The organism is Rhizobium sp. NFR07 (assembly GCF_900111905.1).
Classification (GTDB): Bacteria; Pseudomonadota; Alphaproteobacteria; order Rhizobiales; family Rhizobiaceae; genus Neorhizobium.
Genome location: NZ_FOKM01000017.1, coordinates 1 through 14412, shown reverse-complemented (window position 1 = coordinate 14412; position 14412 = coordinate 1). Strand labels below are relative to the sequence as shown.

Annotated in this window: 12 protein-coding genes and 1 pseudogene; 9 read left to right on the top strand and 4 right to left on the bottom strand. The window is 56.5% G+C overall.

Translation table 11 applies throughout. The annotated features are described in order from the left end of the window. Positions 1–580 precede the first annotated feature (580 nt). The gene (locus BM216_RS27195) at positions 581–1489 is read left to right on the top strand and encodes an aldehyde dehydrogenase family protein (RefSeq protein ID WP_093002521.1); all 909 of its coding nucleotides are present in this window, start codon (positions 581–583) and stop codon (positions 1487–1489) included. Between the two features lie 186 nt (positions 1490–1675). Here BM216_RS27195 and BM216_RS27190 read toward each other — a convergent pair whose 3' ends face one another. Both BM216_RS27190 and BM216_RS27185 read right to left on the bottom strand, forming a co-directional pair. Then, positions 1676–1972: a hypothetical protein gene (locus BM216_RS27190; RefSeq protein ID WP_093002519.1), complete on the bottom strand. Its 297-nt coding sequence runs from the start codon at positions 1970–1972 to the stop codon at positions 1676–1678. 62 nt (positions 1973–2034) lie between these two features. Then, positions 2035–2535 carry a YciE/YciF ferroxidase family protein gene (locus tag BM216_RS27185; RefSeq protein WP_093002517.1) on the bottom strand — a complete coding sequence of 167 codons (501 nt, stop codon included), beginning with the start codon at positions 2533–2535 and terminating at the stop codon, positions 2035–2037. Between the two features lie 431 nt (positions 2536–2966). Between BM216_RS27185 and BM216_RS27180 the strand changes: the two genes are divergently transcribed. The 6 genes from BM216_RS27180 (at position 2967) to BM216_RS27150 (ending at position 11205) form a co-directional block, all read left to right on the top strand. Then, a complete protein-coding gene (locus BM216_RS27180; RefSeq protein WP_093002515.1) occupies positions 2967–4919 on the top strand; it encodes a hybrid sensor histidine kinase/response regulator in 1953 nt (650 codons plus the stop codon). 285 nt (positions 4920–5204) lie between these two features. Further along, entirely contained in the window at positions 5205–6134 is a 930-nt protein-coding gene (locus tag BM216_RS27175) for an NAD(P)/FAD-dependent oxidoreductase (RefSeq protein WP_177230938.1), read from the top strand. Positions 6135–6391: 257 nt separating this feature from the next. After that, a complete protein-coding gene (locus tag BM216_RS27165; protein WP_177230937.1) occupies positions 6392–9184 on the top strand; it encodes a PAS domain-containing protein in 2793 nt (930 codons plus the stop codon). Then, the gene (locus BM216_RS27160; protein ID WP_093002511.1) at positions 9177–9533 is read left to right on the top strand and encodes a response regulator; all 357 of its coding nucleotides are present in this window, start codon (positions 9177–9179) and stop codon (positions 9531–9533) included. The genes BM216_RS27165 and BM216_RS27160 overlap by 8 nt, the downstream gene beginning before the upstream one ends. A gap of 313 nt (positions 9534–9846) precedes the next feature. Then, a complete protein-coding gene (locus tag BM216_RS27155; protein WP_093002509.1) occupies positions 9847–10041 on the top strand; it encodes a hypothetical protein in 195 nt (64 codons plus the stop codon). A 678-nt stretch (positions 10042–10719) separates the two neighbouring features. Further along, on the top strand, positions 10720–11205 hold the full coding sequence (locus BM216_RS27150) for a sigma-70 family RNA polymerase sigma factor (RefSeq protein ID WP_093002507.1): 486 nt from the start codon (positions 10720–10722) through the stop codon (positions 11203–11205). Positions 11206–11208: 3 nt separating this feature from the next. Here BM216_RS27150 and BM216_RS27145 read toward each other — a convergent pair whose 3' ends face one another. Next, complete coding sequence (locus BM216_RS27145; RefSeq protein ID WP_244530351.1) at positions 11209–11598, bottom strand: response regulator; 390 nt, start codon at positions 11596–11598, stop codon at positions 11209–11211. 250 nt (positions 11599–11848) lie between these two features. After that, positions 11849–12214: a response regulator gene (locus BM216_RS27140; RefSeq protein WP_177230936.1), complete on the bottom strand. Its 366-nt coding sequence runs from the start codon at positions 12212–12214 to the stop codon at positions 11849–11851. A gap of 1357 nt (positions 12215–13571) precedes the next feature. On the opposite strand from BM216_RS27140, the gene BM216_RS27135 reads away from it, so the two are divergent. Next, the gene (locus BM216_RS27135; RefSeq protein WP_093002501.1) at positions 13572–13754 is read left to right on the top strand and encodes a hypothetical protein; all 183 of its coding nucleotides are present in this window, start codon (positions 13572–13574) and stop codon (positions 13752–13754) included. Between the two features lie 417 nt (positions 13755–14171). Continuing rightward, positions 14172–14412 (top strand): annotated as a pseudogene (locus BM216_RS27130) (transposase); the annotation flags it as partial.

Sequence of the window (14412 nt, the reverse complement as noted above, 5' to 3'; positions counted from 1 at the left end):
CGGGCTCGTTCTCAAAGTGGTGCTGAAGCCATCGTGCACTCATCCATTTTGGTACGCGGTTTGGGGGCACGTTCCTAACAACCACGCCCGCTGTCACGTCGGCCGGCGAAGATGTGTCCACGTCGCTTCGGTTAACGTGGCAGGTGCTTATTCCACATTCATGCGGATCCCGGGCGAAACGAGCTGCGACCACACGACGGTAGTGTTAATCGAGTGAGTTAGCGGCGACAAGCCGATCAGAGCCATATGTTGCGAGCGCCGTCGCGGAGAGAACGGACATTCGGTGTTTGATACTACTTGAAGAGACATAAGTTTTCAGTCACTCGGACAAGGTATCCCCGTTCGGCAAAAATCCTGGTTAGATAATTCGTATGAGCCTTGGGTCGGCCGAATAATCGTTTGCAAGGCAACCATACGCCCTCGCGTTCGATCATGTAAAATACGGTCGATCCTTCATTCAAATAGATTTCCCGTATCTGCTCTTGTGAAAAAGTCAGGATAACCGTCAAACAAGGGAACCTAATAAAGTTCGCCACGTTGCTGCCACAATCACACCGCCGTGAGCAACGAGGATAAAGCTATGACCGAACCCGTCACCGTCGCGCAGCTGCATACGCGCACGACCGATCCATATCTCAACGCAGCCTATAACAAGGTGTCGTGGGGCGCGATTTTTGCAGGCGTCGCCTTGTCCCTCACCGTCCACATCCTCCTTAATCTTTTAGGCGTTGGCATTGGTGCAGCCGTTATCGATCCGGCATCCAATGATACGCCTGCCGCAAGCACACTTTCGATCGGGAGCGCGATCTGGTTCTTGGCCAGCGGCATCATCGCGGCCTTTGCAGGTGGTTATGTAGCAAGCCGTCTTTCAGGTCGCCCGCTACGCTCCACCGGTTCGCTTCATGGCTTGGCTTCATGGGCCGTAACTACACTGGTCGTCGTCTATCTCCTGACGACCTCGGTCGGCGCGATCATCGGCGGCGCATTCAGCGGACTCGGTGGGATCGTGTCCAGTGTTAGTTCGACAGCTGCCACTGCTGCAACGACCGCAGCTCCTTCGATTGCCACGGCAGCTGATCCAATGGCCGGCATCGAACAGAGCATTCGTGATGCCAGCGGCGGCAATGACCCGGCAGCTTTGCGCGATACTGCTGTCGCCTCTATGAAGGCCATGCTGACGGGCGACCAGGCTCAGATTGAGGAAGCACGCATCCGCGCGTCCGAAGCGCTCGCTCGCGCCCAGAATATTCCGGTCGAACAGGCTCGCCAGCAGGTCCAGCAGTACGAAACCCAGTATCGTCAGTCGGTCGAAGAGGCCAAGAAGCAAGCAACCGAAGCCGCCCAGCTTGCAGCAACCACCATCGCAACAGGCGCCATCATCGCCTTCGTCGCATCGGCTGTCGGTGCAATCGCCGCCTGGATTGGTGGTGCAGTTGGTACGACCCACGTGACGCGTGATGACGAACTTCGGGCTAGAGGTTACAAGTAACCAAGATATGGCCTTGTGAGCCACTTCCCGTCGCGAGCTTGACGACGAGCGCTGGGAATGATTGGCTCACCGACCATCGTCGGCACGCAGGTAGCCGCCAGCTTCCTGCAGCTCTCGTGGACAAGAAGCTGGCTCGGACAGAACGAGCCAGCTTTTCTGTGTGTGCGCGCTTCGACATTCACGTCTTTAAAGACGGGTGATCTCTGTCGACCGTATCAGGATCTCGTCCTGATCAAACGTGGCCTCCAGTCGGCCCCGATACGAGCGCCACCAAGCAATGTCGAGCGTTTCAGCCATAACTTCGGCCACAACAATACGGTCGCTCTCAACTGTATCTTCATCCTGCCACACGCCTTCAGCAGGAGCGTTGATGTGGAGAGTAGCGCCGCCGTATTTGTCAACCAGTGCCTGACGAACAGCCTCGATCTTTGACTGGGCATCATCAACGCTGACAGGGAGGAAAATCTCTACCAAGTGGGTCATGCGGACCTCATCCAAAAGAAAAGGCCGCCCGTAGGCGGCCTAGACGAACGTATTCTTCGGGCTTAGGAGGCCTTTTTGCCCTTGGCGTTAGCGGAAGACTTCGCCAACTGCGTCAGCTTCTCATCGGTCGCTTCTTCTTCTTCAAGGTTTGCCTGCAACAACGGGACCGCGTCGGTGAGTTCGAGCTGGTTGGCCCATTCAATCAACGTGCCATAACGCGCAATTTCGTAATGCTCAACGGCCTGAGCCGACGAAATCAGACCGGCGTCTAGGGCAGGGCTGTCCTTGAATTCTTCCATGATCTCTTCGCCTTCGGCGATGATACCCTGGATTGCCTCGCAGGTTTTGCCGCGCGCGGCTTTGCCCAGCAATTCAAAGACCTGCTCCAGGCGCTCGATCTGCCCCTGAGTTTCATCACGGTGCTGGAGGAAGCCAGCCTTACCTTCCTCGGATTGCGCGGCACGGGCCATTTTGGGTAGAGCCTTCAGGATCTGCTTTTCGGCGAAGTAGATATCCTTAAGGGTGTCGAGAAACAGATCATCGAGCGTCTTCGTGGAAGCCATTGAGTTATCCTCTTGGGTTGGTGTCTGGTCGCCCGTCAACTTGCCGAGGGAAAGATGGGTTCCCTGTCCAATACCGTACCAACGATCGCTGCATCGCTTCCAAGTCGTCTTTCAGGAGGATGCAAGCACAGGGTTAACACCAGCAGTCACCACCTGCGTGAACCGGCGTTATTACCTTCGCCAGGGGTAAACAACGGAGCGACCGTCCCCCCCGCATAAAATCTCGTCGGGCCCTGCCAGATCAGGCCGTCAAGACATCTTCCAGATCATCGAGTTTTCGGTTCGCAGTGGCTGAGGACACCAGCGCAAATTTAGGGATCACCAGAAATGTCATTTACCGTACCAAGACTTGGGTTGACGAAATCGGACGTTACTTATCTTGGGAACGGTCAAGGCTTAGGGGGCTCGCGCCAAGGCTCGGAAGGGAAATTATGTCCGCTGATACAAGCTCGCTCCAATCCAATTTATTGGAGGGGCGTTACCGGTTGCTCGTCGATGCGATCACCGACTATGCGATTTATATGCTTGATCCCGAAGGTCATGTCAGCAGCTGGAATGCCGGCGCTAATCGGTTCAAGGGGTATAGCGAGCAGGAAATTCTGGGCGAGCATTTCTCCAGATTTTATACGCCGGAAGATCGCAAGGCAGGTAAGCCTCAGACGGCATTGAAGACCGCGGCTAAGGATGGGAGGTTCGAAGCAGAGGGTTGGCGCGTTCGCAAGGATGGCGAACGGTTCTGGGCGCATGTAGTCATCGACGCAATCCGAGACCCGTCAGGGCAGCTTCTCGGCTTCGCCAAGATCACCCGCGACCTGTCGGAGCGCAAAGTTGCGGAGACTGTCCTCAGGCACAGCCAGGAGCAATTCCGGCTGCTCGTCGAGGGTGTCACCGACTATGCCATCTATATGCTCGATCCTGAAGGTAAGGTCTCAAGTTGGAATGCTGGCGCGCAACGCATCAAAGGGTACGAGCCGGAAGAGATCATCGGTGAGCATTTCTCCAGGTTCTATACCAAAGAGGACATGGCGGACGACCTTCCGCGGGTAGCATTGGAAACTGCGGCCCTTGAAGGCAGGTTCGAGCGCGAAGGCTGGCGGGTTCGCAAGGATGGAAGCCGGTTCTTCGCAAACGTGATCATTGACGCGATCCGAAGTGACGATGGCGCGTTGATCGGCTTTGCGAAAGTAACGCGGGACATCACCGAGAAGCGTCGCGCGCAAGAGGCGCTTGAACAGGCACAGCTGGAACTTTTCCAGGCACAGAAGATGGAGGCGGTAGGCCAGCTCACTGGTGGCATCGCCCATGACTTCAACAACCTGCTCACGGCGATCCTTGGCAGTCTTGAGATCGCGCGCCGCCGCGCGGTTGAGGGCAAAAACGTCGTCCAATTGATCGACAACGCGATCTTGGGCGCCAAACGCGGTGCATCCCTGACACAGCGGCTTCTTGCGTTCTCGCGCAAGCAGGAGCTCAAGCTCGAGCCTGTCGACGTGCAAGCCCTTGTCAAAGGCATGGCCGACCTGCTTCAGCGGACGATCGGTGGATCGATCGAGATCGCGACCACCTTTTCGCTGCGCTTACCGATGGTAATGTCAGATCCCAACCATCTGGCGACGGCACTGCTAAACCTCGTTGTCAACGCCCGCGATGCCATGCCAGGCGGCGGCACGATAACGATTGGCGGTCGCAGGCGTGCGGTCAAAGCGAAAGAGATCCGTGACCTGCCCGCGGGCGACTACGTCTGTCTAACAGTAGCTGACGAAGGCGAGGGGATGGATGCCAAGACCCTCGAGCAGGCCATGACGCCCTTCTTCACGACCAAGGGCGTCGGAAAAGGTACTGGTCTCGGTTTGCCAATGGTGCAAGGATTTCTCGCGCAATCAGGTGGCGCGCTCAATCTGAAGTCTCGTCAGGGCTGCGGTACTACGGCAGAACTTTGGATGCCCGTTGCGTTGGCAGACGCTTTCAACGACACAAAGAGTTCCGACCCTGAAACGGCGCCGGATCTTGCGGTCGAGCCGCTCACCGTCATGGTGGTAGATGATGATGCCCTGGTGTTGATGAATACAGTGCTGATGCTGGAAGACATCGGCCATTCAACGATGCGGGCGCAGTCGGGCCAAGAGGCTCTGATGCTGCTGGAGCATGGGGAACTGCCTGACGTATTGATATCGGACCACGCAATGCCACACATGACAGGGGCGGAACTGGTGGAAGTCGTTTTGCAGAAATATCTAGCCGTCGCCGTTATCCTCGCCACCGGCTATGCAGAACTTCCCGACGGCGTGCGGAGCGATATGCATCGTCTTGCAAAGCCGTTTTCGCAAGACGCGCTGCAGCAAGCGCTAAGCGAAGCGCACGGGCATGGCAGGTCGACTGACTGAAGCCGCGGCGTCGGGTACCGGAACGCTCCTTCACACGGCTCTCCGCAAATCTCTTACGCCTGCGAGTTCCTCCGCGACTGGCATGAACCGTGAATATGTTCGAAACCTAGGCCTCCGCACGGACCAGGATTTGCCTTGGCATTACGACGATTGCGTCCGCACGGGCTGTTCCAGGTGACACGAAATCCCGGCCGATTTGGCCGGCGCGGAAGGGTTTGCAACTTTCAGCGCGCCAGCTGGTTCATCTGCCCTTCTCATCGCCAACGTACAAAGAGGCTTCTGCAAGTGAACACCAGTACGGAACCGAGATCGTTGGATTGCGCTGTCATCGGAGGCGGACCGGCTGGGCTGACAGCTGCGATATATCTCGCGCGCTATCATCTGGCGGTGACCGTTTTCGATGACGGATCTGGCAGGGCAGCCACCATTCCCATCACACACAATCATGCCGGATTCCCAGGCGGCATCAGCGGTTCGGATCTGATGCTAAGGATGCGCACACAGGCATGCTCATACGGAGCTCAAATCCGCCAAGGGAGGGTCGATGCTCTCACCCATGAGAAGGGTGAATTCGTGGTCTCGTTCGGAGCGAAAACATTGGAGGCACGCACCGTTCTTATTGCTACAGGGGTGACCAATCGGGCACCCGAGATGCCAAAAGCCATGCATGATGAAGCGCTAAGGCGCGGCCTCTTGCGCTACTGTCCCGTATGCGACGGCTTCGAAATTACGGATAAGCGTGTGGCTGTTGTGGGCCAAGGTGAACGAGCTTTTCACGAGGCCGTTTTTCTCAGAAGTTATACCCCCCACATCACACTGTTATGCCCAAAAGGCGTCGACCTAAACAGCACGCAACGGAATCGGTTGGCGCAAGTTGGGATACGCATCGAAATCGGACCACTTCAATTCGAGTTGGAGCAGGAAGCGATCGTCGTCCGTAATCTAACGTCGAGATCACGATTCGATACCGTCTATCCCGCATTAGGCACGACTGTCCGATCCGATCTCGCTCAGATGCTCGGAGCGACCCTTCTGGCGGAGGGCTGCGTGCGCGTTGACGATCACCAGCGTACGGACGTGAGAGGCCTTTATGCTGCGGGCGACGTGGTAAAGGGGCTCGACCAGATCAGCCATGCAATGGGCCAGGCCGGCGTCGCCGCGACGACAATCAGGAACGATCTTTGTGATCAATCGCCGCTTGTCCGACGATCTTGAAAAATTAACTAACCGACACCCAAGGCATCGTTTGTATGAGATTGCTGTGGAGACAAATTGATCTTCCAAGCAATCGATCCTTTGCGCGGATTGGCAGATCGGCACAGCCAGGAATTCGACCCCCATCAGATTACAATGAGAGAGCTGATCGATTTTCCGCAACGTTTTGCTATATCAGATACGTTTGCCACAGCGGCGAGCAAGCTGACGTTTTCTGCCCGAACCAGAACAGTCTGTGCAAGGAGGCATTGGGTGTCATGAACGCTCAGAACAAATTTGTAAGCCGCCAGCGCGCGCTTTCCGAATTCGGGGACTTCGTCCTCGACCACGAGGACCTCGATGAGATCCTCAAAGAAGGCTGCCGGCTGGTCGCCGAGGCACTCGGCGCTGACCTTGCCAAAGTTCTGGAAATTGAGCGAGCGACGAACACGGGTATTGTTCGAGCCGGCGTTGGCTGGGATAAGGGTATCGTAGGCCATCAACGGGTTGATCTGAGCGAGCGGTCGTGTGAAGCATATGCCATCAAAAAATCAGAGCCGGTTATCACGAATGACCTTGCTCGCGAAGAACGGTTCGTCTTCCCTTCCTTCCTGACGGATCATCATGTCGTCGCACTGGTCAACGTGCCGATCTTCCTGCCCGGACGGAAACCCTACGGCGTGTTGCAGGTAGATGCGCGTGAGCCACGCGAATTCGATCAGGAAGATATCGAATTCCTAAAAACCTATTCCATGACGCTCGGCCCGGTGATCGACCGGCTGTTGAAGGTCTCGGCACTCAGCGCAGCCGACGAGCGCCTGAGGCTGATTGTCGAAAACGCACATGCTTATGTGCTGATCGTTATTGACGCCAATGACAGGATCACCGACTGGCTGGGCGGATCCGAAGCAATTTTGGGCTGGTCGGCTCAGGATGCGATCGGGCAAACAAGCGAGATCATCTTCACGGAAGAGGACCGAAATGCCGGTATACCCGATCGTGAACTGTCGACTGCCCGCGCCGAAGGGGCTGCAGCGGACATGCGATGGCATCAGCGCAAGGATGGGTCGCGGGTTTTCCTCGACGGGCAGACGATAGCGCTTAGAGACCATAACGGCCACCTGCGAGGCTATTATAAGATTGCCCAGGACAATACCGATCGGAAACTGAACGAAGACCGGCAGGGTTTCCTGCTGGCCCTCTCAGACACCCTACGCTCCCTTTCGACGCCTGGTGATATCGCTTCGATCGCAATCCGAAACCTCGGCAAGGAGCTTGGTGCCGATCGAGTAATCTACGGCGAAATCTTCGATGGGCAGCTGAAGATCGACCACGAATATGCGGCGAATGCGCCGTCCATTATCGGACGGCATTCCCTGGAGCCGCTAGGGCGAAATTTCCTCAGTGTCTATCGATCGGGTACTTTGACCAAGAGCTCGGATGTGGCGACGGATCCAAGGTTCGACAACGCAGCACGCGCGAACCTAAGCGAACGTCAGATCGCTGCGTTCGCCGACCTGGTCCTGTTCGACGACCGCGATGAAATCAGCTTTCTTGGTGTTCAGAACACCACCTCACGCCCGTGGAGCGCCTCGGATGACTACCTCATTCGGGAGGTCGGCGACCGGGTTCGGTCGGCCATCGATCGTGTGAAGGCGGAAGCTGCCGTGCGTGAAAGCGAAGCGCGGATGCGCCAGTTCGGCGAGGCATCGTCGGACGTAATCTGGATGCGGGACGCCCGAAGTCTCCAATGGGATTACCTGAGCCCTGCATTCGAGACCATCTACGGGCTCCCCGTCCATGAAGCCCTTGCCGGAGACGACCTCCAGACCTGGACCAACCTGATCGTGGAGGAAGATCGCGAACGCGTACGCGAGGGCATCTGCAAGGTCTGTGCTGGAGAGCAGATCACCATGGAGTTTCGTGTTCGTCGTCCCGACGGCGGCGTCCGCTGGCTGCGCGATACGGACTTTCCCATTCACGGACCGAGCGGGGAGGTAGAGCGCATCGGCGGTATCGGGCAGGACATCACCGAGATGAAACGCGCCCAGGATCAGCTCGAGCAAAACGAGGAGCGGCTGCGAAGTGCCGTCGAGGTGGGGCGGCTTGGACTTTGGGACTGGAATGTCCTGACCGGCGAGGTTCACTGGTCGGATGAACATTTTCGAATGGAGGGTTACGCTGTCGGCGAGGTCAACCCGAGTTACGAGGCGTGGGTTGCAAGAATCCATCCTGACGACCTGCAGGTGTCAGAGGAGGCAGTACAGGCTGCCATGCAAAACCACACCGAGTTCGTCCATGAGTTTCGCACCTTGCACCCAGACGGCTCGGAACACTGGCTGTCGGGTAGGGGGAGGTTCTTCTACGACGAGGCTGCGCGACCCGTCAGAATGATCGGCTCAATGATCGAAACGACCGAGCGCCGTACATGGGAGGACCGGCAAAAGGTATTGGTAGCCGAACTTCAGCACCGTACCCGCAACCTGATCGGTGTTGTTCGCTCGATGGCCGACAAGACCGCCCGCGCCAGTACTGATTTTCCTGACTTCAGGGCTCGTTTCCGCGACCGGCTCGATGCGCTTTCACGCGTCCAGGGTCTGCTGTCGCGCTTGAATGACGTCGATCGCGTAACCTTCGAGGATCTCCTGCATACCGAACTGGCCGCCATGGGTGTCACCTCGGACAAGGTGACGTTGAACGGACCAAATGGGGTGCGGCTGCGCTCGTCCACGGTACAGACACTCGCGATGGCCCTCCATGAACTGGCGACCAATGCCGTCAAGTATGGCGCGCTAAGCCAGCCAGATGCGCACCTCCAAATCGCCTGGTCATTCGAAGCCGCTGGCGACAAAGGCAAGCCGTGGCTCCACATAGACTGGCGGGAGAGGGGAGTGGTGATGGCGGCAGAGGGAAGCGCGCCGCGTGGCACTGGGCAAGGCCGTGAATTGATCGAGCAGGCATTACCATACCAGCTCAGTGCGAAAACAACTTACACCCTCGGACCAGATGGCGTCCACTGCGTCATCTCCATTCCCGTATCAGACACCACGTCGGAGGCTGGTCATGACTAAGAGCGCTTTGAAAGGTCGCCGCATTCTCGTCGTCGAAGACGAATATATGCTGGCTGACGAACTTCGCACTCAGTTGAGCGACGCCGGCGCGGTGGTGCTCGGACCGGTGCCTTCCGTGGAGCAGGCGATTGCGTTAATCCGGCAACTGGACAAGATCGACTGGGCAATCCTCGACATCAATCTCGGCGGCGAATTCGCCTATCCGGTCGCCGACCTGCTTATGGATCGAAACACCCCGTTCGTGTTTTCGACAGGCTATGTTGACGCTGCGCTTCCGCCTCGCTTTGCGGATATCCCGCGCTGCGAAAAGCCGATCAACGTCGACGCAGTCGCCCAGGCGCTGGGCTGACGCCCCTGGTCCACGATGACAACTGGAAAAAAACGTAATCGCGGCGCGAACTTGCTAAAGCAGTGATCGCTCAAACCGGACCGGCTACTAGCCAACGGGGCATCCGCCGCCTGGCGGTGACGGCACTTCACGCACAACTGAATAAAAGTCATGAACCAGCAGCGGCGAACGCTGTTCGTCAGGAAACGTACCAAGCTGTTAGGCTGAAGGAGGAATGGAACTCACGTTCGGGGCTTCAGTTAGCTGCCAGTCACACTGTTGAATAGCGGGATCGTATCGCGCTCCCGCATCGGTTGCCAGGAGGATACGTTCAATGATCGACAAGCAAAGCAGATCCGATAGAGCCTTTCCCACTCCCATGATCGGTAAGTCGGGAAAGCGATCTGACTCCCTGAACCTTGAAGAGGTTGACATGGGCAAGGGCGGCGTTCACGGCAACGTGCTTGTCTCAAAAGGACAGGCAAGTACCATCGTCACTACAATTCCCGAAAGCGAAAGCAAGAACTGACGTAAGAATCAACGCCGGCTCGCAATTCGGTGCAGCTGGGCGGGCGAGATGAAAATAAACAATCATGCTATGCATAGCAGTTAGCAACCGGACCTGCAATCCGAAGGCATCGGTACACTCGGCAGTTGAAAGCATCTCGGACGCTTCGGAACTACCGGGGACCTCGCTGCCCAGGATCTGGAGCCGTCGTAAGAGGGCAGGCGAGTAATCTTATGCGTGGCGGTGATCGCAATAAGATTCACGTCAACTAGGTTGGGACTCGCGATAGCAAGAGTCGGAATGCCTTTGCTGCCGATCGGGACGTGGCGCCTCTGTGCACCGAGAGCGTGATTGGCGCATCAGCGCAGTGGATCAGAAGAAAACCCGGCGTGACCTTGACGAACCTGTAAGATGAATACTGAGCTGTCTCACCGCTGGCTACTGGGGCAGCTGGCTGATCTGTTACCCGGGGTAAGTGACGTTTAACGCTGACGGTGGGGCAGATCGCGGCCACTGTCGTCAGACAGGGGAGCGACACCGTACGTCTAAAGAGATCGTTCGATATCGGTACAGTCATTGACGATGACGCTAACCCAATGCCGCTGGCTTATGTACGCTAGCGCACAAACATCTGATTGTGGCACTCAGTCAGGAACAATCTCCGGAGGCAAATGTTAGTGCGTAAACGGGGAACATCAGATGTGCCAAAACGCCAAGATTGAAGCAGAACTGCTCGAACTCCTGCCAGCGCTTCGTAGGTTCGCGCGGCGATTTTACTCCTCTCCTAGCGACGTTGACGATCTCGTCCAGGATACGGTCGTGAAAGTCCTGAGCAATCTCGACAAATTCGAGAAGGGCACTCGGCTCGAATCGTGGATGTTTACGATCATGCGCAACACGTTCTGCACCCGTTTCGGCGTTTCGAAACGCGAACATGTTGGAATGGACGACATCCTTGACCGAAAAGCTTGCGTACAGCCGCAGCAGGAATGGTCGCTGCGCGGACAAGAACTGGAGAAGGCAATTGCCGCGCTGCCGAAGTTCAGTCGCGACGCGATCAAGATCGTCTTTATTGACGGCGTTAGTTACGAAGAAGCCGCAAGGCGCTTCGGTTGCCCGACAGGCACCGTGAAAAGCCGCGTGAACAGAGCGCGTGAACGGATCACCGAGTTACTCAATACGTAATGATTAGTTTAAGGTCGGGATATCATCGTCCCACAGAGCACGGGCGATCTTTGCCAGTTCGGTCGGCTTTTCGCAAAGAGCGAACCCTGCATATTGAGCTGGAATAAACGCTCTGTCATATCCGGTTGCGAAGACGAAAGGGATATCGAGTTCGTCTAACCTGTCAGCAACGGGGAACACAAATTCATCTCCCAAGTGAACATCCAGAATGGCCGCATCGATCTCAGAGGCTTCGATCATATCCATCGCATCTCGGACTGAGGCGACGGGTCCCACCACCGTTGCGCCCAGAGCTGCAAGTTTTTGACGGACCTCATCCGCCAAGAAATACTCATCCTCAACTACGAGGATGCGCTTGCCCCTGTATTCCTTCAAAACGTCGGGTGTTCCCACCATCTCTTCAAAGGCTTTCTGTTTGAGTCAGCCGAACTGATTGCCGCGTGTATTTACGTGCTGCTCGCGCACGTAACAGGTTGATGATCAGACCTCCATCCATCTCAGGCATGGTATCACTTGAAACCTGTCCGAGTCGTGAACGGATCCGCCGGTCCATGGTTTCACGGCCTCTGCCATCACCACGATGGATCGCAAGCCCAGGCGAGCGGATCTCGCGACAGGACTCGCCTCGTGCATGGTCAGCGACTTAGATGATCGTTTCCAATGCATCAACGATCTGGCGAAGCCGCATAGGCTTCTGAAGCCGAGCTACTCCCGCAAACTGAGGCGGGATAAGTTCCAAATCGTAGCCTGTCATAAACACGAACGGAATTCCGCGCACTGCAAGCGCCTCAGCCACCGTGAAGTCAGAGCCATCGCCGAGATTAATATCTAACAAGGCAGCGCTTGGGGAATGCTCTGCAAGGATACGCAGAGCCTCATCCTTATTGCCGCAGGGTCCCAGAACATGTGCTCCAGCGTCTTCCAGCGATTGCGCGGTATCAACCGCAAGAAAAAACTCGTCCTCGACGATGAGGATCTTCTTCCCATCCAATTTGGCGACTTCGGACATCCTCAACCTCATGTCATCAAGGGCACCGACAAACTCTGCAACCGTGGCAAAGTTTCATCCCGCCTCAAAACTTCCGATGAAAAGCTCGCTCCAGCGCGCTGGTGAGGGGCTGCCGCTGCCGCGCCTAGTTTCCGCCTCTCGCTGAGAGCAGCCCGCGGCGCTGGCGGCGACGCCATCTATAATGGATACTATCCCTTAGCCGGCGAACAGGACTTTTGTCACAACTTCTCAATCGCTACTAAATGTGCCCCGAAAACCCATGGCCTAAGACATTTAGAGACGCCAGAGCGGCTTGTCGCTCTATCGCTATCTCGAAAAAAGGCAATGGCTGTCGTGCATGAACCCAAGCTACTTGAGCATTTCCTTGATCCCAATCCTGAAGCGCCTCGCGAATTTATTGCAAATCTTTGATTGCCCGTGGAACCACCGGGTCAGACGAGAGTTCGCGCGCACGATCGGGAATGTCCTCGATCACAATGCCCAGGTGCAAGTCCAGCTTCCACCCGCCCATCAAGGCTGGGCTTGCACGCTTCCTAGTATCCGCTGGGCTGAGAAACAGAAAGCTGCGGATTCAATTGGAATAGCCCGGCAGGGCGGCAGTGGCGCATCATAATTCGCTTCCTCGCGGAAATGGCACACTATGCCTGCTCGTATCGATGTGCTTCACCCAGACGAAGATCCATATACGCATCAAGCATGACGGCAAGGCTCCCAAGATGCATTTTACGACTGCGCTACGGGCTTGCGACTTTGCAAACCTCGCTCAAGTCCTACGCGACCGTTGGATCCCCTTTTAGCTAGTCACTCATGTCGAAGCGACTATCGCGCGGTCGTTCTATTTGACGATAACTTGATTTTCAGCAACATCGCAGCCTACCTCCCTCGCATCGGAAAGAGGCCACAATGTCTCGGACGTTGATCCTCATATTGTACAGCGTATCTCCATCGCTGCCGTCGCCTTACTCATCGTCTTTCGACGGTTCGGGGTCCTGTGACCACTTGCAAGTCGACAAATTATTGGCTTCTATTTCACGGAGCTTTTCCATGTGCTGAGAGAGCGCTGACAGGTATCGTTGTCGCCGCGTTCGTTCCGCGAGCTGGGCGAGGTTCCGCCGCATAAATCGTCCGTCACACATAGCGTCCCCTTAGTTGCTGAGGCGCTCGAACCGACTTCGGTCGCGAAAGTTCCACGGCCTAATGAAGATTTGACGGCGACACGTCACCCTGCTCGATCGTCGTTGAGCGGGGGCATCGCACTTAGCGTCACCGCTCGATCCGACCGCGAACCAGAAAAGAATATGCGCCCGGAACTCTGTCACAGACACATTGTTTGCCTGCCATCGCGTGGAGGCTATGAATGGTAAGACCAGAAGACGAGCCTGCTTTGGAACGGAAGTCAGCGCCGCTCGAAGAACGCAAGAAGAAAGCCCGGATGGGAAGGGGTGTCGTCATCGTATTTGGTTGCTACGCAGCCCTTGCTTTGGCACTATACATCTTCACAGCCATCTACATGGCTTCAAATCCGAACAATGCAAACTAGGGTTTACATGGGGCGCTATCTCGCCACTTCCCCTCACTACCCAAACGCTCAAGCGTCTCGCTAGATTGCTTAACAGCAAGATCGGCCGTCATGCCATAGAACCATCAGGACGAAATACCTGATGTTTCCGCTCATGTTGCGGACACAAGATCGTCGTTCGCAAGGATGAGGCCGGCCACGATGCCGCCCTTTCGGTCCGCAGTTGCGCACATAGGATGGGTGTGAGTGCAACCCGCGAGCCAGCGGTGTTTCGACTCCTTCGTTGTCGGCAAGAAGAAATTTTCCGAGATGAATCCCGGGTCACGGCAGTCCTCAGGATCGGCTGAAATAGCGTTAAAGCGTGTCGCAGCTAACCGGATTCGGGATTCCCGTTTTGTGTGATCTGTGATTCACTTTGCCCATGGAAGGAGAAGCGCCATGGGCAAGCCGCATCCGATCGAGTTGCGTGAGCGTGTCGTTGCGTTTGTGAATGAAGGCAACAGTAACCGGGAAGCGGCGCGGCATTTCCGCGTTTCGCCTCGGTTCGTCAACAACATGATGATCCTGCACCGTTCATCCGGTTCTCTTAGCCCCGCCCGGCAAGGCCATCCGCCTGGCAGCAAGCTCTCGGCCCATAGTGAATGGATCCGCGAGCGCGTGGCTCTCCACGGCGAAGTGA